A 26,789-nucleotide genomic window follows, 5' to 3' on the forward strand; every position below is an offset into this window, starting at 1 on the left:
CGTATTCTGAACCCATGCGTAGAGCCAAGATCGTATGTACCCTCGGACCCGCTACCGACTCTCCCGAGCAGGTGCAAGCGCTCGTGGACGCCGGCATGAACGTTGCGCGCATCAACCGTTCCCACGGTCGCGCCGAGGACCAGGAGGAGGTCATCGGCCGTATCCGTGAGGCCGCCGACGCTTCCGGCCGCGCCGTCGCCATCCTCGTCGACCTCCAGGGCCCCAAGATCCGCCTGGGGCGGTTCGTGGACGACCAGAAGGTCATGCTCAACAAGGGCGACGAGTTCACCATCACCATTGACGACGTCCTGGGCACCGTCAAGCGCGCCTCCACCACCTTCAAGGGACTTCCCGGCGACTGCCGCCCCGGTGACCGGCTCCTCATCGACGACGGCAACGTCGCGGTGCGCGTCGTGGCCGTCACCGACACCGACGTCGTCACCAAGGTCGAGGTGCCCGGCTACGTCTCCAACAACAAGGGCATCAACCTGCCCGGCGTTGCCGTCTCCGTGCCGGCCCTCAGCGAGAAGGACCGTGAGGACCTGCGCTGGGCCCTCAAGATCGGTGCTGACCTCATCGCCCTGTCCTTCGTGCGCGACGCCGATGACATCAAGGACGTCCACGAGATCATGGACGAGGTCGGCGTACGCATCCCGGTCATCGCCAAGATTGAGAAGCCCCAGGCGGTGGAGAACCTCTTCGACATCGTCTCCACCTTCGACGGCATCATGGTGGCCCGTGGCGACCTCGGTGTGGAAATGCCCCTGGAGGCCGTCCCGCTGGTGCAGAAGCGGGCCATCGAGCTGGCCCGCCGCCAGGCCAAGCCGGTCATCGTGGCCACCCAGGTCCTGGAGTCCATGATCCAGAACCCGCGGCCCACGCGGGCCGAGGCCTCCGACTGCGCCAACGCCATTCTCGACGGCGCCGACGCCGTCATGCTCTCCGGTGAGACCTCCGTGGGCGCCTACCCCATCGAGGCCGTGCGCACCATGGCCAGCATCATCGAGAACGTCGAGGAGCACGGAGGGGAGCGCATCCCCGGCCTGGGCTCCTACCCGCAGACGCGAGGTGGGGCACTGACCCGCGCCGCTGCGGAGATGGGCGAGCACCTCGACGTCACCTACCTGGTGACCTTCACCCAGTCCGGTGACACCGCCCGGCGCCTGTCTCGTCTGCGCTCGCCGCTTCCGCTGCTGGCCTTCACCCCGCTGCGTGAGACGCGCAACCAGCTCGCCGTCTCCTGGGGCGTGCAGTGCTACGAGGTGCCCGAGGTCCAGCACACTGACGAGATGGTGGCCCAGGTCGATGAGATCCTTCAGGACAAGCATCTGGCCCAGCCCGGGGACACCGTCGTCATCGTGGCCGGAATGCCTCCGGGCACGCCCGGCTCGACCAACTCGATTCGTGTCCACACCGTCGGTGAGACGGGCGACTACAAGGTCTGAGCACCGGTTCTGATCCGTCGAGGGGTCTCCCACCTATCACCGGGAGGCCCCTCGATCCGGTTCAGGGCGACGGGTTCCGGCATCTGCTTCCCGCTGATGAATCGGTGGGGGCAGGAAACCGCAGAGTGGAGCTCTGCGGTCACAGCCTCATCGCCGTAGCCACCACTGGGGAGTCAGATCGGCAAGAGTCATGGTCTTCCCGGCAGCGAAGTCGATCATCACCTCGATGTCCCTGAACCGGCTCGGCATCAGCTGCGTCATCATTTCTCGACATGCTCCACACGGCGGACCGGTGCGGCCGTCGCGCATGATCGTCAGAACCCGTCGAATCGCATCCTCACCGTTGGTCATCATGTTGAGGATCGCGTTGCGCTCGGCACAGATTCCCAGGGTGCAGGCGGTATCCACGCAGACGCCCGTATAGATTCTTCCCGAGGACGACTCCACTGCAGCTGCGACACCGCCCGCCTCGATGTACGAGGACACGTGACGAGGACGTTGAACAGCTTTGGCCGCTTCGTACAGTGAGACCCACGTGGTGCTCAAGGTGCTCTCCATCTGACTGGTCTGTCCTGAGGTGGGGGTGGGTAGAGACTTGCTGGTACCTCCGGTGGGACTCGAACCCACAACACTCCGATTTTGAGTCGGATGCCTCTGCCAATTGGGCTACGGAGGCACGCCGTCCGCTCTGCGGGGGCGCTAACAGCGAGATCATACTAGGATCACAGCCGTGAGCAATGAGTCCAGCACCACCAAGTCCCGCCGGGTGCTCGTCGCTGAGGACGAGACCCTCATCCGCCTTGACATCGTCGAGACTCTCACCGACGCCGGCTACGAGATCGTCGCGGAGGCCGCAGATGGTGAGGAGGCCGTCCGCCTGGCTGATGAGCATGATCCCGACCTGTGCGTTCTTGACGTCAAGATGCCGGTGACCGACGGCATCACCGCGGCGGAGAGGATTCTCGAGAAGCACAACTGCGCCGTCATCATGCTGACCGCCTTCTCCCAGACCGAGCTCGTCGAACGAGCCAGCGCCGCCGGCGCCATGGCCTACGTCGTCAAGCCCTTCACCCCGGCGGACCTCATCCCGGCACTTGAGATCGCCATGTCCCGGCACGAGGAGATCCTCTCCCTGGAGAGTGAGATTTCCGACCTCACCGAGCGCTTCGAGACCCGCAAGCGCGTCGACCGGGCCAAGGGGCTGCTCATGGAGCGCATGGGACTGAGCGAACCAGAGGCCTTCCGCTGGCTGCAGAAGACCTCCATGAACCGGCGTCTGACCATGCGCGAGGTGGCCGACGCCGTCATCGAGCAGGTCGGTTCAGCCAAGAAGGACTAAGCACCCACTGATAGCCCAGTGCGGCGCAGCGCCTCAGGTGAACAGGCTGCGCAGTGTCCCGACGGCGATGGTGCGCTCATCGTCGTCAGTGACCGTTACCTGGTAGACCACGGTACGACGGCCGCGGTGCAGGGGAGTGGCGGTCGCCTTCACCCAGCCCTGGGACACGGAACGCAGGTGGCTGACCGTCAGCTCCGCCCCGACCGGGACGGCGTCGTCGGGCGCGCCCGCGCGTGCGGCCACGGAGGCAGCCGTCTCGATGAGCGCGGCGGTGGCACCGCCGTGCAGGATCCCGACGACCTGTCGGGCCCCGTCGACCGGCATCCGGACCTCGGTCCGATGAGCGTCGCGAGTCACCACCTCCATCCCGAGGGTCTCCATGAGCGTGCCCTCTTCACTGTCCTCCAGCACCGCATGCAGTGCCGAGGAAGCGGAGACGGCAGAGCCCGCGGGACGCGGATCCGGGAATGGGCGCCTGTCAGGGTCCGGGAAGGCCACGGCTGATGCGCTCGCTCCGGAGTAGGAGGCCGCAGTGACGCGGCCCACGGGGCCCAGCGGCCCGACGACCGCCGGCGAGCTGGGGGAGTCGGCGGAGACAGGAGAGGCCTGAGAGTCACTGGAGTCCCCTACGCTGATGGGGGAGACGGGCGAGTCGGACTGTGGATGGCTCATGGGCCTAGGCTGGCACGGTGAGCACCACCGCGACCAGCCCTGCGACGAGTCCAACACCTCAGTCCCCCTCGGACCCGGTTCCCGAGCGGCTTCTTCTCATCGACGGACACTCAATGGCCTTCCGTGCCTTCTACGCCCTGCCCGTCGACAACTTCACCACGTCGACCGGTCAGTCCACCAACGCCGTCCACGGCTTCGTCTCCATGTTCCTGTCGCTGCTGGACAGCGAGCGGCCCACCCACGTGGCCGTCGCCTTCGACCTGCCGGGAGGCACCTTCCGCACCGAGGAGTACGCCGAGTACAAGGGAACCCGCGATGAGACACCGCAGCCCTTCCTCGGGCAGGTCGAGCTCATCCAGGAGGTCCTGGAGGCCATGGGCGTCACAGCGCTCACCGCTCCGGGCTACGAGGCCGACGACATCCTGGCCACCCTGGCGGCTTCCGCCCAGGCCGAGGGCATGGAGGTTCTCATCTGCTCGGGGGACCGCGACTCCTTCCAGACGGTCACCGAGCGGTGCACCGTGCTCTACCCGGTCAAGGGCGTGTCGACATTGCGCCGCATGACGCCTCAGGAGGTGGAGGAGCGCTACGGGGTGACGCCCGAGCGCTACCCGCACCTGGCCGCCCTGGTCGGCGAGACCAGTGACAACCTGCCCGGGGTTCCGGGGGTGGGCCCCAAGACCGCCGCCAAGTGGCTCAACCTCTATGACGGGCTCGACGGAGTCATCGCTCACGCGGACCAGATCAAGGGCAAGGCCGGACAGTCGCTGCGCGATCACCTCGACGACGTCGTGCGCAACCGCCGCCTCAACCGCCTGCTCACCGACCTGGACCTCGGAATCGAACCCCGCACCGACCTGCGCCTCACGGGTGCCGACCGCGCCGGCCTGGCGCGCGTGTTCGAGACCCTGGAGTTCCGCACCCTGCACCAGCGGGCGCTGCGCATCCTGAGCTTCACCGACACCTCCGACCACGCCGAGCCGAGTGAGGCAGACGAAGCCGGCGCACTGAACGCGCTGAGCGATCTGGAGATCGTTTCGCTGGGACACGATCTAGCCGCGGGGCAGCTGGCTGAATGGTTGAAGACCAGCCTGCCGGCGGATGACGAAAACGGCACCCGCCTCCTGGGTGTGGATGTCGTCGGCGCCCTCAGACCCGTCGAGGGCGATGCCGCGCTCGTGTCACTGTCCGACGGCTCTCGGGCGGTCGCCATCGACCTGACCGAGATCCTGCCCGAGGACGAAGCCGTCCTGGCTCAGCTCCTGGCCGACGTGGAGCGTCCCAAGCTCGTCGCCGACGCCAAGGGGAGCTGGCACGCGCTGAGCGCCCGGGGACTCAGGCTCGACGGCGTTGTCGCAGACCCCTCCCTGGCCGGATACCTGTGCCGTCCCGAACAGCGCAGCTATGACGTCGAGACTCTCACCCAGCGTTGGCTCGGCATCGATCTGGCCGCAGTCAACGAGGGCGGTGCCGGGGGTGACGGCGGCTCCGGTGAGTCTCAGAGCGCATTCGACCTCGAGGCCCTCACCTCTCAGGAGGCCGTTGCCCCCTCCCACCTGGCCAGTGCGCGCCGGGCCGCCGCCCTGCTCCCGCTTCAGGCCGTGCTCGATGAGCAGATGGCGGCTCGTGATGCCTTGGGGCTCTTCACCGACCTGGAGATGCCCGTGGCCGCGACCCTGACCGTCATGGAGGACGCCGGCATCGCCGTCGATGACGCCGTGCTCCAAGCCCGCCAGACCGAGCTCGACGCCCGCGTGACTCACGCCGCCGAGGGCGCCTACGCCGCCGCCGGGCGAGAGCTCAACCTCTCCAGCCCCAAGCAGCTCCAGGCCGTCCTGTTCGACGAGCTGAAGATGCCCAAGACCCGCAAGACCAAGACCGGCTACACCACGGACGCCGACGCCTTGGCCGGGCTGTATGCCAAGACCTCGCACCCCTTCCTGGAGCACCTTCTTGAGCACCGCGACGCCATCAAGCTGCGGCAGACGGTTGAGGGACTGCGCAAGGCGATCCAGGCCGACGGGCGCATCCACACCACCTTCCAGCAGACCATCGCCGCCACGGGGCGCCTGTCCTCCACCGACCCCAACCTGCAGAACATCCCGGCACGTCACGAGGAGGGGATGCGCATCCGCGAGGCATTCACCGTCGGCGAGGGTTACGAGTGCCTCATGACCGCCGACTACTCCCAGATCGAGATGCGCATCATGGCGCACCTGTCCGCGGACCAAGCGCTGATCGAGGCCTTCCGCAGCGGGGAGGACCTGCACCGCTACGTCGCCGCCCTGGTCCACGGCATCGAGGTCGAGGACGTGACCGCCCAGCAGCGCAGCCACGTCAAGGCCATGAGCTATGGACTGGCCTACGGCCTGTCGACCTTCGGGCTGGCCCGTCAGCTCGGTATCGACAACGCTGAGGCAGCGGATCTGAGGAACGCCTACTTCGCCAGGTTCGGAAAGGTCCACGACTACCTGGAGTCCGTGGTGGAGCAGGCGCGCCGAGACGGATACACCGAGACGATGTTCGGACGGCGCCGCTACCTGCCCGATCTGACCAGCGACAACCGGCAGCGCCGTGAGATGGCTGAGCGGGCCGCCCTCAACGCCCCCATTCAGGGCAGCGCCGCCGATATCGTCAAGAAGGCCATGATCGATGTCGACAGCGCGCTGCGCGAGCAGGCCCTGACGAGCCGCATTCTTCTGCAGATCCACGACGAGCTCCTCATCGAGGTCGCGCCCGGAGAGGCCGAGGCTGTTGAGAGCCTCCTCAAGGAGCAGATGGGTGGGGCAGCAGAGCTCTCGGTCCCCCTGGACGTCGCCGTCGGACGAGGGCGTACCTGGCGTGAGGCCGCCCACTAAAGAGCCCTTCCGGGACCTCCGCTCATCGGCCGAAGAAGCCGGTGATATACGAATGAGATCGTCACGTCATCCTTTTGACATCAAGTCGTCAGACGACGTGAGCGATTGCACGCATGCACGGGATAATGCTTGAGCATCGTCTAGTTACGGATTCGTCACGTACTGCTAAGGTTCATTCGTGCGCTCCTGGGCGTCTCCTATGAGACTGATCCAACCAGGTCGATGAATTGGTCCGGGCCGATTCGCGTCGCTGGGGAGCACGCGGTCCCTATCAACCCGATCCAACTATCCGCATTCGGAGCATCCACTCAATGACAACCACTACGCCCAGCCCCGCCCCGGTCGCCGTCAACGACATCGGTTCGACCGAGGAGATCCTCGCCGCCGTTGACGAGACCATCAAGTACTTCGATGACGGCGATATCGTCGAGGGCACTGTCGTCAAGGTCGACCGTGATGAGGTCCTCCTCGACATCGGCTACAAGACCGAAGGCGTCATCCTCGCTCGCGAGCTGTCCATCAAGCACGACGTCGACCCCGACGAGATCGTCTCCGTCGGCGACGAGATCGAAGCCCTCGTCCTGCAGAAGGAGGACAAGGAAGGGCGTCTGCTCCTGAGCAAGAAGCGCGCGCAGTACGAGCGCGCCTGGGGCACCATCGAGCGCATCAAGGAGGAGGACGGCGTCGTCACCGGCTCCGTCATCGAGGTCGTCAAGGGCGGTCTCATCCTGGACATCGGCCTGCGCGGCTTCCTGCCCGCCTCCCTGGTGGAGATGCGTCGCGTTCGCGACCTCCAGCCCTACGTGGGCCGCGAGCTCGAGGCGAAGATCATTGAGCTGGACAAGAACCGCAACAACGTGGTCCTCTCCCGTCGCGCCTGGCTCGAGCAGACTCAGTCCGAGGTCCGCACCAACTTCCTGCAGACCCTGCAGAAGGGGCAGGTCCGCTCCGGTGTCGTGTCCTCCATCGTCAACTTCGGTGCCTTCGTGGACCTGGGTGGTGTCGACGGTCTGGTTCACGTCTCCGAGCTGTCCTGGAAGCACATCGACCACCCCTCCGAGGTCGTCGAGGTCGGCAACGAGGTCACGGTCGAGGTCCTGGACGTCGACTTCGACCGCGAGCGCGTCTCCCTGTCGCTCAAGGCGACCCAGGAGGACCCGTGGCAGGCCTTCGCCCGGACCCACGCCATCGGCCAGGTCGTTCCCGGCAAGGTCACCAAGCTCGTCCCCTTCGGCGCCTTCGTGCGTGTCGAGGACGGCATCGAGGGCCTGGTCCACATCTCCGAGCTGGCGCAGCGTCACGTCGAGGTCCCCGAGCAGGTGGCCAAGGTCGGCGACGAGGTCTTCGTCAAGGTCATCGACATCGACCTGGAGCGCCGTCGCATCTCCCTGTCGCTGAAGCAGGCCAACGAGGGTGTCGACCCCGCCTCCGAGGACTTCGACCCCAGCCTCTACGGGATGGCGGCCGAGTACGACGAGCAGGGCAACTACAAGTACCCCGAGGGCTTCGACCCGGAGACCAACGAGTGGCTCGAGGGCTACGACGCCCAGCGCGAGGCGTGGGAGGCCGAGTACGCGGCTGCTCACGCCCGCTGGGAGGCCCACAAGGCCCAGGTCACCAAGGCTCTGGAGGAGGAGCAGGAGTCCGGTGCTCCGGCAGCCCCCGCCGGCGGCACCTCGTACTCCTCGGCGCCGTCGGAGGCCTCCGGCACGCTGGCCTCCGATGAGGCCCTGGCCGCTCTGCGCGAGAAGCTCACCGGTAACTGAGCATCCGCACCTTTTCAGTGGTCAGGACTGATCTCTGACATCATCTGAGGGTCTCTGCCTGCTCCGCAGGCAGAGACCCTCAGACGTTCGGTGCCTTCTCCCCATCGCTCAGGTGACGTGCCTGTGCGAGGCTGTGGTCGGGCCCCGTGCTCCCTGCTTCCTAGAAGCCGGAACCAGAACGTGACGACCGTTGGAGACGATATGAGCTATTGGGGCGCCATTGCCCGTGCTCTGGAGGATGTCGACGCCATCTGCCCCAGCCGCGTCGCTGCAGCGGCCCTGTGGAAGGCGGTTGCCGCCGACGACGTCGAGGGGGCGGATGCGGGGAGCGCGCCCGACCAGGTGGTGGAGGCGGTCTGCGCCGTCGACCGGGTGTGGCTGGTTCAGCTGGGCCAGGACCCGGACACGAGCAGAACGAGCCTTGAGCAGGCGACCGCTTTCTGCCAGGGGATTCGGGCGGCTCACGGCCGTTCGACGCTCCCGCTGCGTTACGCCCAGGTGGAGCTCTCCGCCGTCCTCGGCCTCAGGGACGAGGCCCTCGAGCAACTCCGTGAGGCCAGACTCTTCTCCTTCGGCAAGACCGACACCGGAGCCGTGCTGGCCACCGCCCGCATGCACGATGACTACTCCGGCGTCATCAGCACAACCACGGCCACACCCAAACGCGCCGAGGCCGATCCCGTGGAGAGCGCACGGGGGCTGGGCGCGGTGCTGGTTCCCTACCTGGCCCACCAACGCATCGTCGAGGCCGAGGACGCCTTCGCCTCCTTGAGCCTGCTCCACCTTCCAGATGCCGTGTCACTCCAGAGCCTGGCGGACAGGCTCGAGTACCTGGGACTGTCCTCCCAGTGGCAACGGGCCATCGCACTCATCCGTCACAGCCCTATGAAGGCCGTCTCTGAGGCCTCGGCCTGGCAACTGATGAACACCGCTGTCGGACTGGCCCTCGTCATGAGGGCGGCCAACCGGGCGGACTACGGAAAGCACGCCCTGGGCGCCTCGCTGAGCTGGACAACGCCGTGGGGGAACCTGGAGCTCACGGCCTGGGACACCGTCGGCCGCGCCTATGACGTCATGACCGGCTTCGTGCGCGGCGTCGCTCATCGCTTCGACGTCCGCAACGGCAACAACGGCGTGTCGTACCGGGTCGAGATGAGGATGGCCGCTGAGGCCGCAGGTCTGGCCAGCCGGTCCTACGGGACGGTGACGAGCGCCGTACCGGCAGATCGTGCCCGGTTGCGTAACCAGGGAGCGCTGCTCAAGGAGGTCCGCGAGCTGCTCACGCTGTCTCGTGGTTATGGCATGGAGTCAGTGCGACAGCGCGCCATGTCGGTCGCGGAGACGGTCAGCGCCTCACTGTCGGAGGTGGTGGACGACTCCACCTTGGAGCTGGTCGTCGACCTCCGCCTGGCCTTCGGCCGGCTGCTGGCGGCACTTGGCGCCAATGAGCGCGCGGAGAAGGAGCATCTCGACACCGCGGAGCTGAGCCTGAGCCAGGGGTGGACGGAAACGGCCTGCGCCGCCCTGGCTCTGGCCTCGCACGCCGCTCAGGCCCGCGGGGACCGCGCCTCCAGCGGCCGGGCATGGCACCAGTGCCGTGACGCGATGGAGTCCTGGCCGATGAACCGGCCAGGAGAGCGCTGCGGGATACTCGTCGACGCCGTCGGCGACCCTCTGGTCGCCGTGCAGGTCCTCTCAGCCCTGGCGGAGGTCCTGGTCGACGGGGTGGAGGAGGACCACTCTCGCGCACCGATCATCCGCGAGATCATCTCGCGGGCCTCGGAGCAGGCCTCCCGGTGCGTGAGTCCCCCGCAGGGCGCGGTGGAGTCGCTGGCCCGGGTCGAGGAGCGCGTCGCGCCCTACGGGCGGGGCCGGGGAGGAAGAAGGCGACCCGGTTCGACCACCACGATCACAACTGACGGCCAGGCGGCCGCAGGGGGTAAGTGATCTGGCACTGACAAGGCGAGGCTGCGCCCGGTGGCCACCTGTCTCGCCTGTCTCACCACGCGCTGGCCCGGCCCGGGCAGGTCACGGCATGATGGGACCATGCGCCACACACCTGTACCCCATTCCACTCGTCGTCCGAAGGACCGAGCCCTGCGCGTGGGGCTCACCGGTGGCATCGGCTCAGGCAAGTCAACGGTGGCCTGCCTGCTCGAGGAACGCGGCGCGGTCGTGACCAGCGCTGATGAGGTCGCTCGCGACGTCGTCAGCCCGGGCAGTGACGGTCTTGCGGCAGTGGTGGCCGAGTTCGGGGAAGGGATTTTAGCCCCGGACGGCTCCCTGGACCGCAGTGCCCTGGGGCGCCTGGTCTTCTCCGATGACCTGCGCCGTGCCCGCCTGGAGGAGCTCCTCCTGCCCCTGATCGCAGCAGAGGCGTGGGCTCGGATGGATACGGTTCCGGCCGGGCAGGTGGCGGTCTACGATGTTCCTCTCCTCGTCGAAGGACAGATGCAGGACCTGTTCGATCTCGTCATCGTCGTCGAGGCCCAGCTCGAGGTGCGTCTGGAGCGGCTCGCTGCGCGGGGGATGACCCGTGACGAGGCGCTGGCTCGTATCGCTGTGCAGGCCACCGACGAGGAACGCCGAGCCGTCGCCGACGTCGTCGTGTCCAACTCCGGGGCGCTGGAGGACCTGAACGCCGAGGTCGACAGGCTCTGGAGCACCCGGATCCTGGAGCCAGGAGCCATCGTCTGACGGCAGGGGAGACCTTCCCATCGGCGGACACCGCGCCCACTCCTACAGTGGGACGAGGAGCCATGGTGCCCCGGACTCCGTCAGGCCGGACGCATCAGTCCTACGAAAGGAACCGTCATGCCGCCTTCACGGATGGAGACCCCTGCTCGTCGGCACCTCCTGCTGCTCGGCAGCCTTGCTGCGGGTGGGATGCTCGCGGGCTGCGCCGCCATCCAGCAGCAGAACCGGGAGCCGACTGAGGAACCGAGCCCCGAGTCGAGCCCAGAGTTACAACGGGACGTAGCCAAGAAACCGGTCCTGTACCTCTATCCCACAAGGACGATGGACCTGTCGGTGTCCCTGGACTATGAGGGGACACTGACCTACACCTATCCGACGCCGCAGACGCAGGCGGACGGCAGCGTCACGTGGCACGTGACGGCAGCACCCGACGGGGATTTGACCGACGCCGCGGGGCGGCACTACCCGTCATTGTTTTGGGAGGGGGAGGGGGCGGCCACCCTCGTTCAGAACGAGGGCTTCGTCGTCGAGGCGGATGCGGCCACCGGCTTCCTGGAGGACAAGCTCTCCATGCTGGGACTCAGTGACCGCGAGGCGGCCGAGTTCATCACCTTCTGGGGGCCTCGGATCGCCGAGCGGGGCAGGGCCCTGGTCACCTTCGCCTCTGAGGAGTTCGCGCGCCAGGCCGTCTACCGCTTGACGGACCCCTCCTCAGGTGCCGGGATTGTCCCGGATACCTTCATCAGGGTCTACATCGTCGTCGGGGATGTCCCGCAGACAGCGGTTCCGGAGCAGGAACTGGAGCCTGGGCCGACCCGGACCGGGTTCACCGCCGTCGAGTGGGGCGGAACCGAGACGTAGGGCCGGAAGGCAGGTTCAGCCCGAGCAGCTGTTGCGTCGAGAGGTGGTGCGGGCGGGGCCGAGGGCTCCGACGATGGTGGCGGAGACGGCGACGATGAAGGCCATGAGGGATCCTTGGACTCAGGGGATGAAGACAGGGCGCAGGGGCGGGCCTCATGAGCATCCACATGAACGTGGAACGGGACGACCCGGCGTCCTGCGAGAACCACCGTAATAGGTGAACTCGATTGAAAGGTCCCTTCCTGGATACAAAGACGTATCTGTGTGGTGACGGCCGGATCGCAGGATGGTGAAGGAGGTGACTGCGCGGTCTGAGGTGTCCATGGTGTCGGTCGGACCGCGTAGCCTGAGGGCATGCGTCCCGTCACCGAGCTCCAGCGCGCAGCCAAGCCCTTTGAGGTCATCAGCCCTTACTCGCCCAGCGGGGACCAGCCCACGGCGATCGCCGAGCTGACTGAGCGTCTGCGGGCGGGGGAGAAGGACATCGTCCTGCTTGGCGCCACGGGAACCGGCAAGTCCGCGACGACCGCCTGGCTCGTCGAGCAGGTCCAGCGCCCCACCCTCATCCTGGAGCCGAACAAGACCCTGGCCGCCCAGATGGCCGCCGAGTTCCGCGAGCTGCTGCCGAACAACGCGGTGGAGTACTTCGTCTCCTACTACGACTACTACCAGCCCGAGGCCTACGTCCCGCAGACGGACACCTTCATCGAGAAGGACTCCTCCATCAATGACGAGGTCGAGCGCCTGCGCCACAGCGCCACCAACTCCCTGCTCACCCGCCGGGACGTCGTCGTGGTCTCCTCGGTCTCCTGCATCTACGGCCTGGGCACCCCCCAGGAGTACGTGGACCGGATGACGCCCCTGGAAGTGGGCCAGCAGATCGACCGGGACGATCTTCTGCGGCGCTTCGTGACGATGCAGTACACCCGCAACGACATCGACTTCACCCGGGGCACCTTCCGCGTGCGTGGCGACACGGTGGAGATCATCCCGATGTACGAGGAGCTCGCCATCCGCATCGAGTTCTTCGGGGACGAGATCGAGGCCCTGGCCACGCTGCACCCCGTGACCGGGGACGTCATCGACACTGTCGAGCAGGTCTTCGTCTTCCCCGCCTCCCACTACGTGGCCGGCCCCGAACGCATGCAGAAGGCCATTGAGGGTATTGAGGCCGAGCTCGCCGAGCGTCTGGCCCAGCTCGAGCACGACGGCCGTCTCCTGGAGGCCCAGCGCCTGCGCATGCGCACCACCTACGACCTGGAGATGCTTCAGCAGATCGGCATGTGCTCGGGGATCGAGAACTACTCGCTGCACATCGACGGGCGCGAGACCGGCACCCCGCCCAACACCCTCCTGGACTACTTCCCCGAGGACTTCCTCCTCGTCATCGATGAGTCCCACGTGACCGTTCCCCAGATCGGCGCCATGCACGAGGGGGACGCCTCCCGCAAGCGCACCCTGGTCGAGCACGGATTCCGTCTGCCCTCCGCACTGGACAACCGCCCCCTGACCTTCGCCGAGTTCGAGGACCGCATCGGTCAGACCGTCTACCTGTCGGCCACCCCGGGTGACTACGAGACCCAGCGCTCCGACGGCGTCGTCGAGCAGATCATCCGGCCCACGGGACTGGTGGACCCCAAGGTCGTCGTCAAGCCCACGCAGGGACAGATCGACGACCTGCTCGAGGAGGTACGCGCCCGTGTGGAGCGCCAGGAGCGGATCCTGGTGACCACCCTGACCAAGCGCATGGCCGAGGACCTGACCACCTACCTCGCCGAGAGGGGCGTGCGCGTGGAGTACCTCCACTCCGACGTCGACACGCTGCGGCGCGTCGAGCTCCTGCGCGAGCTGCGGTTGGGGCGCTTCGACGTCCTGGTGGGCATCAACCTGCTGCGTGAGGGCCTGGACCTGCCGGAGGTCTCGCTCGTGTCCATCCTGGACGCGGACAAGGAGGGCTTCCTGCGCTCGACCCGCTCCCTGGTGCAGACCATCGGACGTGCCGCCCGCAACGTCTCCGGCGAGGTCCACATGTACGCCGACACCATCACTCCGGCCATGGCTGAGGCCATCGAGGAGACTGAGCGCCGCCGCACCAAGCAGCTGGCCTACAACGCCGAGCACGGCATCGACCCGCAACCGTTGCGCAAGAAGATCGCCGACGTCACCGACATGCTCGCCCGCGAGGACGTCGACACCGCCGATCTCCTGGCCGGCGGCTACCGGGGCCACGAGGACTCCTCGGTGCGGGCCCGGCGCAAGCACGCCGCCGAGGCCACGGTGCGCGAGAAGCTCGCCGGCGCGGCACAGGGCGACCTCGCCGAGCTCATCAACGAGCTCACCCAGCAGATGCACGCCGCCGCCGAGGACCTCCACTTCGAGCTCGCCGCCCGGCTGCGCGACGAGATCCAGGACCTCAAGAAGGAGCTGCGCGCCATGCGGGCCGCCGACTGATCTCACAGCCATGAGTGACTCGACGCGGCTACGTCGAGAGGAAGCGTCCCGTTAGACTCTCAGGCGTTATACACGGAGGGGAGTACTCCCAACCAACGGCGACGTCGTCATCACGGCGGTGCGGGCACCCATCAGTCCTGCGTTCCCGGCGTCGCGGCCAGAGCGGTACATGCCTTGAGCACCTGTGCACGTGGCGGGAGGAGACCTCCGGTACCAGTTCCGTACCGGAGGAGAACACGTGGACGTCCACATCCTGGGGTGGATCGGCCTGGCGGCCATCATCCTGACCCTCATCGTGATCGACATCGTCGGTCACGTGCGCACCCCCCACGAGCCCACCATGAAGGAGGCCGCCGTCTGGTCAGTGGCCTATATCGGCATGGCCCTGGTCTTCGGCGGCATCGTCTGGTTCGTGTGGGGCGGGGGCTTCGCCCAGGAGTACCTGGCCGGCTACATCACCGAGAAGGCGCTGAGCATCGACAACCTCTTCGTCTTCGTCATCATGATGTCCTCCTTCAAGGTGCCCCGGAAGTACCAGCAGGAGGTACTGCTCGCCGGCATCGTCATCGCCCTTGTTCTCCGGCTCATCTTCATCCTCGCCGGTGCCGCGCTCATCGAGAACTTCTCCTGGGTGTTCTACTTCTTCGGGGCCTGGCTCCTGTGGACCGCCTTCTCCCAGGCCCGGGAGGGCGTCCAGGAGCCCGACGACGATGACGAGGAGTACAGGCCCAGCGGCTTCGTCAAGTTCGTCGCCCGCGTCATCCCCATGACCGACGGCTTCGTGGGCGGCAAGGTCATTCACCGCCACGCCGGGCGCACCATGATTACTCCCATGATGCTGTGCATCATTGCCATCGGTACCGCCGATGTCATGTTCGCCGTCGACTCCATCCCCGCGATCTACTCCCTGACCAGCGAGCCCTTCCTGGTCTTCTCCGCGAACGCCTTCTCCCTACTGGGCCTGCGCCAGCTCTACTTCCTCATTGACGGGCTGCTCGACCGACTCGTCTACCTCCACTACGGCCTGGCGGTCATCCTCGGCTTCATCGGCTTCAAACTCATCGTTCACGCCCTGCACACCAATGAGGTCCCCTTCATCAACGGGGGCCAGGAGTGGCACGCCATCCCCGAGGCGTCGATCGGAGTGTCCCTGAGCGTCATCATCAGCACCATCCTGGTCACGGTCATCGCCTCGGTCCTCAAGTCGCGGGCAGATGCCCGGCGCTTGGAGGCGGCATCCTGAGGTCTCGGCCCCCAGGAGGAGGGGCACTCTTTGACCGATTCACTACTGTGTGACGTGTGAGCACCACGCATCCCCCTGAGTCCTCGGTCAGCGGGCTCAGCGCCGCCCAGGTCGCCGAGCGCGTCAGCACCGGACGGACCAACGAGTACCGCGAGCGGACCTCCCGCAGCGCCGCGCAGATTCTGCGAGCCAATGTCTTCACGATCTTCAACGGCATCCTTGGCGCCGCACTGGTGCTCGTCCTGGCGCTGGGGCACTGGGCGGATGCACTGTTCGGTTTCGTCCTTGTGCTCAACACCGCCACCGGAACCCTGGCGGAGATCCGCGCCAAGCGTGCCCTGGACCGTCTGTCCGTGCTGGAGACCCCCCGCGCCATCGTCGTCAGGGACGGGGCCGAGACCGAGGTGGCCGTCGGCCAGGTCGTTCTCGACGACGTCGTACGGCTCGCAGCCGGCCAGCAGGTGCCGGCCGACGGGGAGGTTCTGACCAGCGACGGCCTGGAGATCGATGAGTCGATCCTCACCGGCGAGTCCCGGCCGGTGCGCCCCGTGAGCGGAGCGAAGGTCATGTCCGGGACCACGGTGACGGCCGGGACCGGGCTGTTCCGCACCACGGCGGTCGGCGGGGACGCCTACGCCCACCGGCTGGCCCGGGAGGCCCGCAAGTACTCACTCGTCGTCAGCGAGCTGCAGGCGGGGACCAACCGTGTGCTGCACTGGATCAGCTGGGTCATCGTGCCCGTGGCCCTGGTCCTGGTGTGGTCCCAGCTGCGGTTGAGCGGAAGCGTCGCCGAGGCCTGGAGCAGCGGCGCCTGGCGTCACGCGGTCGTCGCCGGCATCGCGGGCGTGGTCAGCATGGTGCCCCAGGGCCTGGTGCTCCTGACCTCCGTCAACTTCGCCACCGCCTCCCTGGCCCTGGCCAGGCGCAACGTCCTGGTTCAGGAGCTGCCCGCCGTCGAGGTCCTGGCCCGGGTCGACACCCTGTGCCTGGACAAGACCGGCACCATCACCACCGGACGCATCCGCCTTGGTGAGATCCAGGGGCCCGACGGCGGTGAGGCTCCCCCCGAGGTGCTCTCGGCGCTCGCACTTCTCAGTACGGTGGGGGAGGCCAACGCCACCGCCGACGCCATCAGGGAGGGGCTCGCTGATTCCGAGTGGCTCGGTGCACAAGGACTTCAAGAGGCGCTGTCGTCGGCCGGCGCCGGCAGCAGGGCCGGTGTGGAGTCAGTGCCCTTCTCCTCGCGCCGCAAGTGGTCCGCGGTTCGCGACAGCTTCGGCACCACCTGGGTGCTCGGCGCCCCCGAGATCGTCCTGGCCGGACACAACGCGTCAGTGCTGGATCGTGCCCGTCAGATCGCCGCGCAGGGGATGCGCGTCGTGGCCCTGGCCCGCTCGCGCTCGCCCTGGAGGCTGGCCGAGGGGCAGGAGGAGCCGCGGCTTCCCGATGACCTTGAGGCCGCAGGGATCGTGATCCTCACCGAGGAGATCCGCCCCGACGCCGCGGAGACCCTGGCCTACTTCCGCCAGCAGGGGGTCGACGCCAAGGTCATCTCCGGGGACAGCCCCGAGACGGTGGCCGCGGTCGCCCGTCAGGCCGGAGTCACCGCGCCCGACGGCGGCGAGCTCGTCGTCCTGGACGCGCGTACCCTGCCTGCCGGAGCGGGTAGCGGGCAGGAGACGGAGGAGGACCTGGAGCGCTTGGCCGATGCGGTTGAGCGCGCCAGTGTCCTGGGACGCGTCACGCCCGAGCAGAAACGGGCACTGGTGCGGGCACTGAAGTCCCGAGGGCACGTCGTCGCCATGACCGGGGACGGCGTCAACGACGCCCTGGCGCTCAAGGACGCCGACCTCGGCATCGCCATGGGCAACGGAGCGCCGGCCACCAAGGCGGTGGCGCGCCTGGTGCTGCTCAAGGGAGAGTTCTCGGCCCTTCCTGGGGTCGTGGCCCAGGGGCGCCGCGTCATGGCGAACACCGAGCGCATCGCCTCCCTGTTCCTGGCCAAGACCATCTACGCCTCGCTCATCGCCGTCGTCGTGTCGGCCATGGCGGTCGCCTACCCGTTCCTGCCCCGCCAGTTCACGGTCGTCTCCTCACTGACGATCGGGATCCCCGCCTTCGTCCTGGCCCTGGCCCCCAGCAACCAGCGCTACCGGGAGGGCTTCCTCGGGCGGGTGCTCAGCCTGTGCGTTCCGGCCGGGCTCATGGCGGGCACCGTCACGCTGTCCACCTACCTCTGGTTGACGCTCACCCACGCCCCGCGCGCCCAGGTGACCACGGCGACGACCCTGGTCCTCATCACCTGCGGGTTGTGGCTGCTCACGCTCACCGCCAGACCATTGACGAGCTGGCGGCTGGGGCTGGTCGCTCTCATGGGGACGATCGCGGTTCTCGGCGTCGTCGCCCCACCGGTGCGCGCCTTCTTCCTGCTGGCCTGGCCCACCCCCGGGGTGTGGTGGGTCATCGCACTCATGGCGGGCCTGGCCGTTGGTGGCATCGAGCTGGTCCACCTGGTGCGGCGCCGGATCGTGCGCGGCCGCGGCTAAGTGCCCTGCTGCCTCGTCGCCGCTCCTACCTTGTGGCGAGGAGGCGAAGCCATCCGTGCCGGGGGTGGATGCTGATGTCGACCGTGAGGAAGCCGGCCTCGTGGGCCAGGGCGGCGAGGCTCCGGCCATCAGGCACATTCATGTCCAGATGCTCCGCCCAGCGCCCCGCCGCTTCCCGATCGGCGAGCTCGTTGGTAATCACGAGCCGACCCCCGGGACTCAGGACGCGGCGTATCTCAACGAGGCCTGCCCGCAGGTCGGGCCAGAAGTAGGTGGTCTCGAAGGCTGTCGCCACGTTGAAGAATCCATCGCGGAAAGGCAGGTGGTCCACCGAGCCCTCCAGGACTCGAAGACGGCCGGAGGCAATGGCGGAGCGGTTGAGACGGCGGGTTGTCCCAACCGCCTCGGGGGAGTGGTCGACACCGGCTACCTCACGACGAGTCCGCGCAAGGATCCGGGCGATGGCCCGGCCTCCGCCGCAGCCGACGTCGAGCACCTTGTCACAGGGGTGGATTCCCGCCGCCTCCAGCCCCCACCGGTGCAGGCGGGCGTGCCCGATGTTCATGCCGCGCAGCAGCAGACGCCCGGTCAGGGAGGAGGGGCGGGCGAACTGCGAGCCGGTCGGCGCGGACTTCTGCCGGCTCAGGCCAGGACTCCGATGACGGGGTTCCACTCGCGCGGGATGCGCTCGGCGATGTAGCCGGCCTGCTGGAAGGGATCGTCCTCGAGGAGGGCCAGTGCGCCGGCCTCGTCCTCGGCCCGCACGACGATGAGGGCGTCGTGGGTGCCCACATAGGGGCCGGCGGCCAGCAGCCGGCCCTCATCGGCCAGGCGGCCGTTGAAAGCGCGGTGCGAGGGGCGGACAGCGGCCATCTCCTCGTCCTTGTCAGTGACGTAGCGGTACTCGACGGCGTAGATCTTGCTCATGGCCTCAGCATAGGGGCGCCGCCCCCGACCATGGTGGGAACTCGGGAGCACGGTCATTCTTCCGGTGTCCCGACCATGAGACGTGTCGAACACATGTGCGACGCACGCGATGTGCGCTCACCCCTTAGACTCGAATCCCGTGAACGACTCTCTCATCATCCGTGGGGCCCGCGAGCACAATCTCAAGGGCGTCGACCTGGACCTGCCGCGCGACACGATGATCGTCTTCACCGGACTGTCGGGCTCGGGCAAGTCCTCCCTGGCCTTCGACACGATCTTCGCCGAGGGGCAGCGCCGCTACGTGGAGTCCCTGTCCTCCTACGCCCGTCAGTTCCTTGGGCAGATGGACAAGCCCGACGTCGAGCTCATCGAGGGCCTGAGTCCGGCGGTGTCCATCGACCAGAAGTCCACCTCGCGCAACCCCCGGTCCACGGTGGGTACCGTGACGGAGATCTACGACTACCTGCGTCTGCTCTACGCGCGCGCCGGCGTCCAGCACTGCCCGGTCTGTGACGCCGTCATCTCCTCCCAGACCCCGCAGCAGATCGTCGACCAGGTCCGCGCCCTGCCCGAGGGCACTCGCTTCCAGGTTCTCGCCCCCGTGGTGCGGGGCCGCAAGGGCGAGTACTCCGAGCTCTTCGGCGAGCTGCGCGGACGCGGCTTCAACCGGGTACGCGTCGACGGCGCCGCCGAGCGCCTCGACAACCCCCCGACCCTCAACAAGCGCCTCAAGCACGATATCGAGGTCATCGTCGACCGGCTCGTCGTCCGCGAGGGCATCCGCCAGCGCCTCACCGACTCCGTCGAGACGGCGCTGGGGCTGGCGGAGGGGCTGGTCATCATCGAGCAGGTCGACCTGCCCGAGGACGACCCCGACCGGGAGCGGCGCTACTCCGAGAAGCGCGCCTGCCCCAACGAGCACCCCCTGGCCCTGGACGAGATGGAGCCGCGCACCTTCTCCTTCAACGCCCCCTACGGCGCCTGCCCCGCCTGCACCGGAATCGGCACCCGGCTCGAGGTGGACCCCGAGCTCGTCGTCCCCGACGAGGAGCTCACCCTGGCTGAGGGAGCCGTCGCCCCCTGGTCGAGCCACCAGAAGTACTTCACCCGCCAGCTTGAGGCCCTGGGCAAGGAGCTCTCCTTCGACGTCGACACCCCCTGGCGAGCCCTGCCCGCGCGGGCTCGGGAGGCGATCCTGCGCGGTAAGGACTACGAGGTCAAGGTCACCTACCGCAACCGGTGGGGGCGCGAGCGTATCTACTCCACCGGCTTCGAGGGGGTTCTTGACTATGTCATGCGCAAGCACGACGAGACCGAGTCCGACTGGTCCCGGGAGCGCTACCAGGCCTACATGCGTGAGATCCCCTGCCCCGTCTGCGACGGGGCCCGGCTCAAGCCCGAGGTGCTGGCCGTGCGCGTGGGCGAGCTGTCCATCGCTCAGCTGTGCGACCTTCCGATCAACGAGGCCCGAGACTTCCTGGCCGACCTCAACCTCACCGGCCAGGCCGCCCAGATCGCCGGCAGCGTCCTGACCGAGATCAACGCGCGCCTCGGCTTTCTCGTGGACGTGGGTCTGGACTACCTCAGCCTGGCCCGTGGTGCGGCCACGCTCTCCGGGGGCGAGGCTCAGCGCATTCGCCTGGCCACCCAGATCGGCTCAGGCCTGGTGGGCGTTCTCTACGTCCTGGACGAGCCCAGTATCGGTCTGCACCAGCGCGACAACACCCGACTCATCGAGACCCTCCAGCGGCTGCGGGACCTGGGCAACACGCTCATCGTCGTCGAGCATGACGAGGACACGATCCGCTCGGCCGACTGGATCGTTGACATCGGGCCCGGAGCCGGCGAGCTGGGCGGTGAGGTCGTCTACTCCGGTGACGTCGCGGGCCTGGCCGGAGCCGAGGGTTCCATCACCGGCGACTACCTGGCCAGGCGGCGTCAGATCGAGATCCCATCCTCTCGGCGCAAGCGGGACAAGAACCGTGAGGTCACCGTCGTCGGGGCCCGGGAGAACAACCTCAAGGACGTCACCGTCTCCTTCCCGCTCGGTGTGCTCACCGCCGTCACGGGGGTATCCGGCTCGGGGAAGTCCTCCCTGGTCAACTCCATCCTCTACCAGGTGCTCGCCAACCGGCTCAACCGTGCCCGCGGTGTGCCCGGCAGGCACAAGACGGTGCGGGGAGTGGAGCACCTGGACAAGGTGGTCCACGTCGACCAGTCACCGATCGGACGCACCCCCCGCTCCAACCCCGCCACCTACACCGGGGTATGGGACCACATCCGCAAGATCTTCGCGGCCGTGCCCGAGTCGAAGGTCCGGGGATACGGGCCCGGGCGCTTCTCCTTCAACGTCAAGGGCGGGCGCTGCGAGTCCTGCAAGGGCGACGGCACGCTCAAGATCGAGATGAACTTCCTGCCCGACGTCTACGTCCCCTGCGAGGTCTGCCACGGCGCCCGCTACAACCGGGAGACCCTGGAGATCCGTTACAAGGACAAGACGGTCGCCGACGTCCTGGACATGACCATCCACCAGGCGGCCGACTTCTTCTCCGCCTCCTCCGTCATCTCCCGCCATCTCAACACCCTGGTCGAGGTGGGACTGGGGTACGTACGCCTGGGGCAGTCGGCCACCACACTCTCCGGCGGTGAGGCCCAGCGCGTCAAGCTCGCCACCGAGCTGCAGCGCCGCTCCACCGGCCGAACCATCTACGTCCTGGATGAACCGACCACCGGACTGCACTTCGAGGACATCCGCAAGCTGCTCGGGGTGCTTCAGGGACTGGTCGACAAGGGCAACTCCGTGGTCGTCATCGAGCACAACCTCGATGTCATCGCCAACGCCGACTGGGTCATCGACATGGGACCCGAGGGCGGCAAGGGTGGGGGAACCGTCGTCGTGGCCGGTACGCCGGAGAAGGTCGCGGCCACCGAGTCCTCCTACACCGGTCAGTTCCTGGCCCCAGTGCTGGAGGCCGCCCGCGGCTGACGCCCTCGCCCGCTCCGGCGAGGCTCGACGTCGGGCCACCGCCCTCAGATGCTCCCGGGCCCCATGGGGGCCTGGTTGCTCTCGCGACGCTGCTCCTGCGCGAAGCGGTTGTAGAGCAGGGAGAGGACGAAGCAGACGACGCCCGCGGCCGCCAGTGAGATGACTCGAATGATCGAGTTCTGCGAGGCCACGTCCACAACGGCGAGTTTGAGCACGGACAGGAGCACCAGGGTCAGTCCGTAGTGGCGCAGGATCGTCAGGCGTGCCTTGAAGCCGAAGACGATGCAGGCTCCGCCCGTCAGCAGGACCAGCACCGACATGAGGACTGAGCCCGGGCCGACGTCGGTGGCCACCATCACGGAGATCCACATGAGCAACGAGTTTCCGATCGCAAGGCTCAGGCACACCTCGGCGTGCCGCCGCCAGGGAAGCAGGAGCCACGTGGCGCTGGCTCCCAGCCCCAGGGCGACGGCGACCAGTAGCAGCATCCAGGCCGTTGAGGACGCGGCATCAGCCCACGACAGCGTCACCAGTGCCAGCACGGCGGCCATCACCGAGACGATCCAGGATGGTGCCGGTGCTCCCGTCTGCCTCCCTGAAGGGTCGGGCAGGGCCTCGCCGTGGGACCCCACCCGGTAACGGGCTCCTCGGCACTGGCCACTGAGCACTCGCAGTGGCGTGGCACCGGGTGAGACCGTCCCCAGTGCGATGAGAGCGATAGCCACCAGGCCCGGAACCATGCGCAGCGCCTCCCAAGCACCCCGGTTGTTCTCCACAAGGCCGGTTCCCAGGAACGGAACGAGGACGGTCATGTTGAAGGCGACTGCCGCCAGAGCCACCCGCAGCGCCTGCACCCGTGGCTGAACGCGTGAAGGCGCGGCATACGGAGCCGGGGCCGGTGAGCTGCGGGCCACTCGGTCACCGAGTCCTTCAGCCACGCACACCATGAGCGCCGAGATCACCACGGAGATGATGAGCGACCAGGAGTCGCTGCGGGAGTATCCAGCTCCCGGGGGCACGAGGATCGGCACCGTTCCGAGCAGGGCCAGGATCGGGGCCGGCTCCACTCGTGCGTTCAGGATGGCCGGAAGGAGGCACAGCATCGCAGCCACGATGACGAAGAGATGGACCCGAGGATCACCCACAGCCGCCATTCCGGCCAGCGCGAGGGGGAAGAACGCGGCCTCGTGCCCGATCGCCATGGCGCGGCGCCAACCAGCGGGGCAGTAGCCCGGGAGTATCGCGAGCGCCGCCGCGGCCAGCAGGAGGAGCTCGAGGAGATAGGTGATGACGACGACGGTGTGCGACAGGTGGAGAGCCATCTGCCCCGTCAGCAGGTTGATGAACCCCACCATGAGCACCGCCGCGGTCAGGCCCCAGTCCCAGCCCGAGGTCTTGATACCGATGCTCCACAGTCGCGTGCTTGCGTGCATCGTCTGCGACACCAGCAGCGCGCACAGGATGAGAGTGATGCTGGTACCGCCGACGGTGGAAACACGCAGCATCGGCTGGATCGGTGCGGCGATGAGGGCCGTTGCCGTCGCCACCATCGATGTCACCGGATACCAGGCGGCCGACCTCATCCGTCCGGTGTTGCGCGACAGGGCGGTGCAGGTCAGCGCCAGCACCGTGACATGGATACCGATCATCAACCATGTGACGAGCGCGGCCTGTGGCTGGCGTGACACATGGCTGACTGCGAACCCGATGGTCACCAGAGCGCCGAGGGTGGAGACGACCGCGGTGAACAGCACCCGTGTCATGTGCGACACGGCCAGGAGTACGAGGCCCCAGCAGGCCATGAGGATCAGGGCTGGTTCTGGGCGGAGCATCCCTCCGAGAAGAACGGCCCCCACGATGGCGACGAAACCGAGCCCCCCGCCGGTTCCCGTGATCGTCGCGGCGGCGACACGGTGCCGGGGATGGGTGAGGCCCAGCCGAGCCCCGGCTGCTGTCATGATGACCGCGATGAGTGCCAGTCCCAGGATCTTGACGGGGTTGGGAATGTAGTCCCAGACGAGAGCCAGCAGACTGACCCCGGCTGACAGGACGAGCACTGCTGCGGCGCTGGAGAGCAGATAGCGTCCGAGGTTGCCCTCCCGCATCGCCCGCTGGGCCCAGCCTGGAACCGCCTGGGCCTCAGCGCCGAGTGCCTGACCGGCGCCGGCCGGACCCACCTGATTAGTCGCCTGAATATGAGGGGCGTTGCCCGCTACGGGGGCATACTGCATCGGAGTCGGGCCCGCCTGGGCTGCGAAGGATCGCGCGGGCTCCACTGGGGCGGGGGGCTGGTAGTGCTGGGCCTGCGGTACCTCAGTCTGAGTGGCTCGGGGAGCGTCAGCGGATGGTGCCTTCGCAGGGTGGACGTTCCTGTCCTCCGGGAGGGGGTCGTTGACCGGGGCCTGAGCGGGGGGCTCGTTGAGACGCTGCCAGGAGTGCTCTGAGGCAGACCTCGTCTGAGGGGCGATCGAGGGCGGAGTCGTCTCCGGACGGGAGGGGCTGCTGCTCCTCACTGTGTCGGGGGAGTCGCTGCTCTCCTGCGTCGAGGCGGCGGAGGAGTAGGTCAGCCAGGTGACGCGCTCGGCGAGCCAGTCGATCTTCCTCTCGATGAGGTCCAGCCGCTGCAGGACCAGGGCGACATTTGGGCCGACAGTTGGCGGCATGGACATGACGGTTCTCCTCGTCACTCGGTGCTCGGCGGTGAGCACGTGTCACTCAACCGGTTCATCTGAGAGTAAGGGGAGTCGTCGATGGCGTGAAGGGGGTACAAGTGCCCTGTGGATAACTCGGGAGGAGGGAGAGAACCAATCCTTCAAGAACGAACAGAGTCGAACAAAGTTCCACAAGAACGGTCAGGCTGGGATAGGCTTGCGTCATGAGCGAGAACGGACTCACTTCAGCCCAGCACAAGATGCGCGACGCCGGTGTCGCAGAGCAGGCCATCACGGTTTTCACCCATTACTACCAGTCCCTGGAGGCGGGGGCCACAGGGCTCATTCCCGAGGAGACCATCGAGCCCCTCACGCAGATCGACTCCCTGGCTGACGTCGAGGTCAGCGAGGAGCAGGCCCGCGAGGCGCTGAGCAAGACGGTCCTCATCCGGCTCAACGGGGGACTGGGCACCTCAATGGGCCTGGATCGCGCCAAGTCCCTCCTGCCGGTCCGCGATGGCAAGACCTTCCTGGACCTGCTGGTCAATCAGGTCCTGGCGGCACGTCGCCGTTACGGAGTGAGCCTGCCGCTGATCCTCATGAACTCCTTCCGCACCCGGGAGGACTCCCTTGAAGTGCTGGCCGGGCACCCCGAGATCCAGGTCGACGGCCTGCCCCTGGACTTCCTGCAGAACCGCGAGCCCAAGCTGTGCGCCGACGATCTGACTCCCGTGGAGTGGAAGGCCGACCCTGAGCTCGAGTGGTGCCCTCCGGGCCACGGCGACATCTACACCGCCCTGCTCGCCTCCGGGCTGCTGGACGCCCTGCTGGACAAGGGCTACCGATACGCCATGACCGCCAACTCCGACAACCTCGGTGCGGCGCCCTCGGCCAGGATCGCCGGCTGGTTCGCCGCCTCCGGAGCCCCCTACGCCCCGGAGATGTGCCGACGCACCCCGGCCGACGTCAAGGGCGGCCACCTGGCGGTGCGCAAGAGCGACGGGCGCATCATCCTGCGCGACACGGCGCAGACCCCCGAGGATCAGATGCACTACTTCACCGACCAGTTCCGCCACCCCTTCTTCCACACGAACAATCTCTGGTTCGACCTCAAGGTGCTGCGTGACACCCTCGCCGATCGGGGCGGGATCCTCGGGCTTCCGCTCATCAGGAACAGCAAGACGGTGGACCCCGCCGACTCCTCCTCGACGCCTGTCATCCAGCTCGAGACGGCCATGGGTGCCGCAGTTGAGGCCTTCGAGGGAGCCACCGCCATCGAGGTGCCGCGCTCCCGCTTCCTGCCGGTCAAGACCACCAACGACCTGCTGCTGGTGCGCTCGGACGTCTATGAGGTCGACGACGACGGACTGCTGCAGATGGTCCCGGACCAGGCCTGCACCGTGAGTCTCGACCCGCGCTTCTACAAGAAGATCCAGGACTTCGAGGCCCGGTTCCCAAACGGCGTCCCCTCCATCAAGGACGCGCAGTCGCTGACGGTGGAGGGCGACTGGACCTTCGGTGCCGACGTCGTCGCCACCGGTGAGGCGCACGTGGAAGCGGGGGGCTCGCCCGGACGGATCGCCGACGGCACCCGGATCTGAACGAACCGATGGTCGCGACCCTGCTGGTTGCGGCCGGTCGCTACGCGGTGGTGCCGGACACTCAGTCATGAGGTCCGGCACCACCGCGCGTAGCGGGAACGAAAAAACGCTTGCCCTCCCAGAAGAGGGCAAGCGTGAGGGAACTGATATCCGGTGGGCGATACTGGAATCGAACCAGTGACCTCCTCGGTGTGAACGAGGCGCTCTAACCCCTGAGCCAATCGCCCGGTGCGGCGCCAACCATAGCCAGCCGGGTGCCTCCGGAGCAAACGGCTGCCCGGTGAGGTGAATCACCGCGATGCCATTTGCCTGCCACTGCGATCCTGGTGCTATGGTTTTCCAGCACCGAGCGGTTCGGACGAACCGTGAGGTTTCATGCGGATGTGGCTCAGTTGGTAGAGCATCACCTTGCCAAGGTGAGGGTCGCGGGTTCGAGTCCCGTCATCCGCTCCGAGGAGCCGGGAGCGCCCAGCCCCAGCATCTCATGGTGGGTTGGCCGAGAGGTTAGGCACCGGCCTGCAAAGCCGTTTACACCGGTTCGAATCCGGTACCCACCTCGGGCGATTGGCGCAGCGGGAGCGCGCTTCCCTGACACGGAAGAGGTCACTGGTTCGATCCCAGTATCGCCCACCAACATGACGAAGGATCCGAGCCCTACCGGCTCGGGTCCTTCGTTGTTCTCGGGCTGGGTGCACCGGCGGCCGGCTGCCGGGCCGCGGGTCGTGGACGAGGATGATGGGCGTCTA

General features: G+C 67.4%; 17 protein-coding genes and 5 tRNA genes. 15 read left to right on the forward strand and 7 right to left on the reverse strand.

Annotation, left to right across the window (positions count from 1 at the left end):
• The first annotated feature begins 14 nt into the window (after window positions 1–14).
• Complete coding sequence (pyk, locus tag JJJ14_RS06015) at window positions 15–1,445, forward strand: pyruvate kinase (RefSeq protein WP_009405774.1); 1,431 nt, start codon at window positions 15–17, stop codon at window positions 1,443–1,445.
• Between the two features lie 147 nt (window positions 1,446–1,592).
• Here the strand turns inward: pyk and JJJ14_RS06020 are convergent, their stop codons facing one another.
• Window positions 1,593–1,991, reverse strand: coding sequence for a cytidine deaminase family protein (locus JJJ14_RS06020; RefSeq protein WP_201444969.1), 399 nt, complete (start codon window positions 1,989–1,991; stop codon window positions 1,593–1,595).
• Window positions 1,992–2,044: 53 nt separating this feature from the next.
• Window positions 2,045–2,121, reverse strand: a tRNA-Leu gene (locus tag JJJ14_RS06025).
• 54 nt (window positions 2,122–2,175) lie between these two features.
• Here JJJ14_RS06025 and JJJ14_RS06030 point away from each other — a divergent pair.
• Entirely contained in the window at window positions 2,176–2,784 is a 609-nt protein-coding gene (locus JJJ14_RS06030; RefSeq protein WP_070511473.1) for an ANTAR domain-containing response regulator, read from the forward strand.
• 33 nt (window positions 2,785–2,817) lie between these two features.
• On the opposite strand, the gene JJJ14_RS06035 is transcribed toward JJJ14_RS06030, so the two are convergent.
• Window positions 2,818–3,456: a PaaI family thioesterase gene (locus JJJ14_RS06035; protein WP_233431524.1), complete on the reverse strand. Its 639-nt coding sequence runs from the start codon at window positions 3,454–3,456 to the stop codon at window positions 2,818–2,820.
• Window positions 3,457–3,473: 17 nt separating this feature from the next.
• Here JJJ14_RS06035 and polA point away from each other — a divergent pair, with 17 nt between their 5' ends.
• From polA to JJJ14_RS06075, 8 genes are all read left to right on the forward strand, one after another.
• Window positions 3,474–6,314 carry a DNA polymerase I gene (gene polA / locus JJJ14_RS06040; RefSeq protein WP_201444970.1) on the forward strand — a complete coding sequence of 947 codons (2,841 nt, stop codon included), beginning with the start codon at window positions 3,474–3,476 and terminating at the stop codon, window positions 6,312–6,314.
• Between the two features lie 311 nt (window positions 6,315–6,625).
• On the forward strand, window positions 6,626–8,080 hold the full coding sequence (gene rpsA, locus JJJ14_RS06045) for a 30S ribosomal protein S1 (RefSeq protein ID WP_201444971.1): 1,455 nt from the start codon (window positions 6,626–6,628) through the stop codon (window positions 8,078–8,080).
• A 201-nt stretch (window positions 8,081–8,281) separates the two neighbouring features.
• Window positions 8,282–10,027 carry a hypothetical protein gene (locus JJJ14_RS06050; RefSeq protein ID WP_101558226.1) on the forward strand — a complete coding sequence of 582 codons (1,746 nt, stop codon included), beginning with the start codon at window positions 8,282–8,284 and terminating at the stop codon, window positions 10,025–10,027.
• A 99-nt stretch (window positions 10,028–10,126) separates the two neighbouring features.
• The gene (coaE, locus tag JJJ14_RS06055) at window positions 10,127–10,777 is read left to right on the forward strand and encodes a dephospho-CoA kinase (protein WP_233431523.1); all 651 of its coding nucleotides are present in this window, start codon (window positions 10,127–10,129) and stop codon (window positions 10,775–10,777) included.
• A gap of 117 nt (window positions 10,778–10,894) precedes the next feature.
• Window positions 10,895–11,638, forward strand: coding sequence for a transcriptional initiation protein Tat (locus JJJ14_RS06060; protein WP_201444972.1), 744 nt, complete (start codon window positions 10,895–10,897; stop codon window positions 11,636–11,638).
• A 354-nt stretch (window positions 11,639–11,992) separates the two neighbouring features.
• Complete coding sequence (gene uvrB, locus JJJ14_RS06065; RefSeq protein WP_201444973.1) at window positions 11,993–14,089, forward strand: excinuclease ABC subunit UvrB; 2,097 nt, start codon at window positions 11,993–11,995, stop codon at window positions 14,087–14,089.
• 238 nt (window positions 14,090–14,327) lie between these two features.
• On the forward strand, window positions 14,328–15,332 hold the full coding sequence (locus tag JJJ14_RS06070) for a TerC family protein (RefSeq protein WP_201444974.1): 1,005 nt from the start codon (window positions 14,328–14,330) through the stop codon (window positions 15,330–15,332).
• Between the two features lie 56 nt (window positions 15,333–15,388).
• Window positions 15,389–17,878, forward strand: a complete 2,490-nt coding sequence (locus JJJ14_RS06075) for an HAD-IC family P-type ATPase (protein ID WP_201444975.1) — start codon at window positions 15,389–15,391, stop codon at window positions 17,876–17,878.
• 25 nt (window positions 17,879–17,903) lie between these two features.
• On the opposite strand, the gene JJJ14_RS06080 is transcribed toward JJJ14_RS06075, so the two are convergent.
• Together JJJ14_RS06080 and JJJ14_RS06085 are read right to left on the reverse strand one after the other, a co-directional pair.
• Window positions 17,904–18,551, reverse strand: coding sequence for a class I SAM-dependent methyltransferase (locus tag JJJ14_RS06080; protein WP_201444976.1), 648 nt, complete (start codon window positions 18,549–18,551; stop codon window positions 17,904–17,906).
• Window positions 18,521–18,805, reverse strand: coding sequence for a YciI family protein (locus JJJ14_RS06085; protein ID WP_020991526.1), 285 nt, complete (start codon window positions 18,803–18,805; stop codon window positions 18,521–18,523). Before JJJ14_RS06085 ends, JJJ14_RS06080 begins: the two co-directional genes overlap by 31 nt.
• A 139-nt stretch (window positions 18,806–18,944) precedes the next feature.
• Between JJJ14_RS06085 and uvrA the strand changes: the two genes are divergently transcribed.
• Complete coding sequence (gene uvrA, locus JJJ14_RS06090) at window positions 18,945–21,791, forward strand: excinuclease ABC subunit UvrA (protein ID WP_201444977.1); 2,847 nt, start codon at window positions 18,945–18,947, stop codon at window positions 21,789–21,791.
• Window positions 21,792–21,835: 44 nt separating this feature from the next.
• Here the strand turns inward: uvrA and JJJ14_RS06095 are convergent, their stop codons facing one another.
• A complete protein-coding gene (locus tag JJJ14_RS06095; protein ID WP_201444978.1) occupies window positions 21,836–24,460 on the reverse strand; it encodes a DUF2339 domain-containing protein in 2,625 nt (874 codons plus the stop codon).
• A gap of 206 nt (window positions 24,461–24,666) precedes the next feature.
• Between JJJ14_RS06095 and JJJ14_RS06100 the strand changes: the two genes are divergently transcribed.
• Entirely contained in the window at window positions 24,667–26,043 is a 1,377-nt protein-coding gene (locus tag JJJ14_RS06100; RefSeq protein ID WP_201444979.1) for a UTP--glucose-1-phosphate uridylyltransferase, read from the forward strand.
• A 154-nt stretch (window positions 26,044–26,197) separates the two neighbouring features.
• On the opposite strand, the gene JJJ14_RS06105 is transcribed toward JJJ14_RS06100, so the two are convergent.
• Window positions 26,198–26,270, reverse strand: a tRNA-Val gene (locus JJJ14_RS06105).
• 150 nt (window positions 26,271–26,420) lie between these two features.
• Here JJJ14_RS06105 and JJJ14_RS06110 point away from each other — a divergent pair.
• From JJJ14_RS06110 to JJJ14_RS06120, 3 genes are all read left to right on the forward strand, one after another.
• Window positions 26,421–26,493: transfer RNA gene (locus JJJ14_RS06110), tRNA-Gly, on the forward strand.
• Window positions 26,494–26,529: 36 nt separating this feature from the next.
• A tRNA-Cys gene (locus JJJ14_RS06115) sits at window positions 26,530–26,600 on the forward strand.
• Window position 26,601: 1 nt separating this feature from the next.
• Window positions 26,602–26,676, forward strand: a tRNA-Val gene (locus JJJ14_RS06120).
• Window positions 26,677–26,789: the final 113 nt, after the last annotated feature.

It is taken from the genome of Actinomyces sp. HMT 175, assembly GCF_016694895.1.
Classification (GTDB): Bacteria; Actinomycetota; Actinomycetes; order Actinomycetales; family Actinomycetaceae; genus Actinomyces; species Actinomyces oris.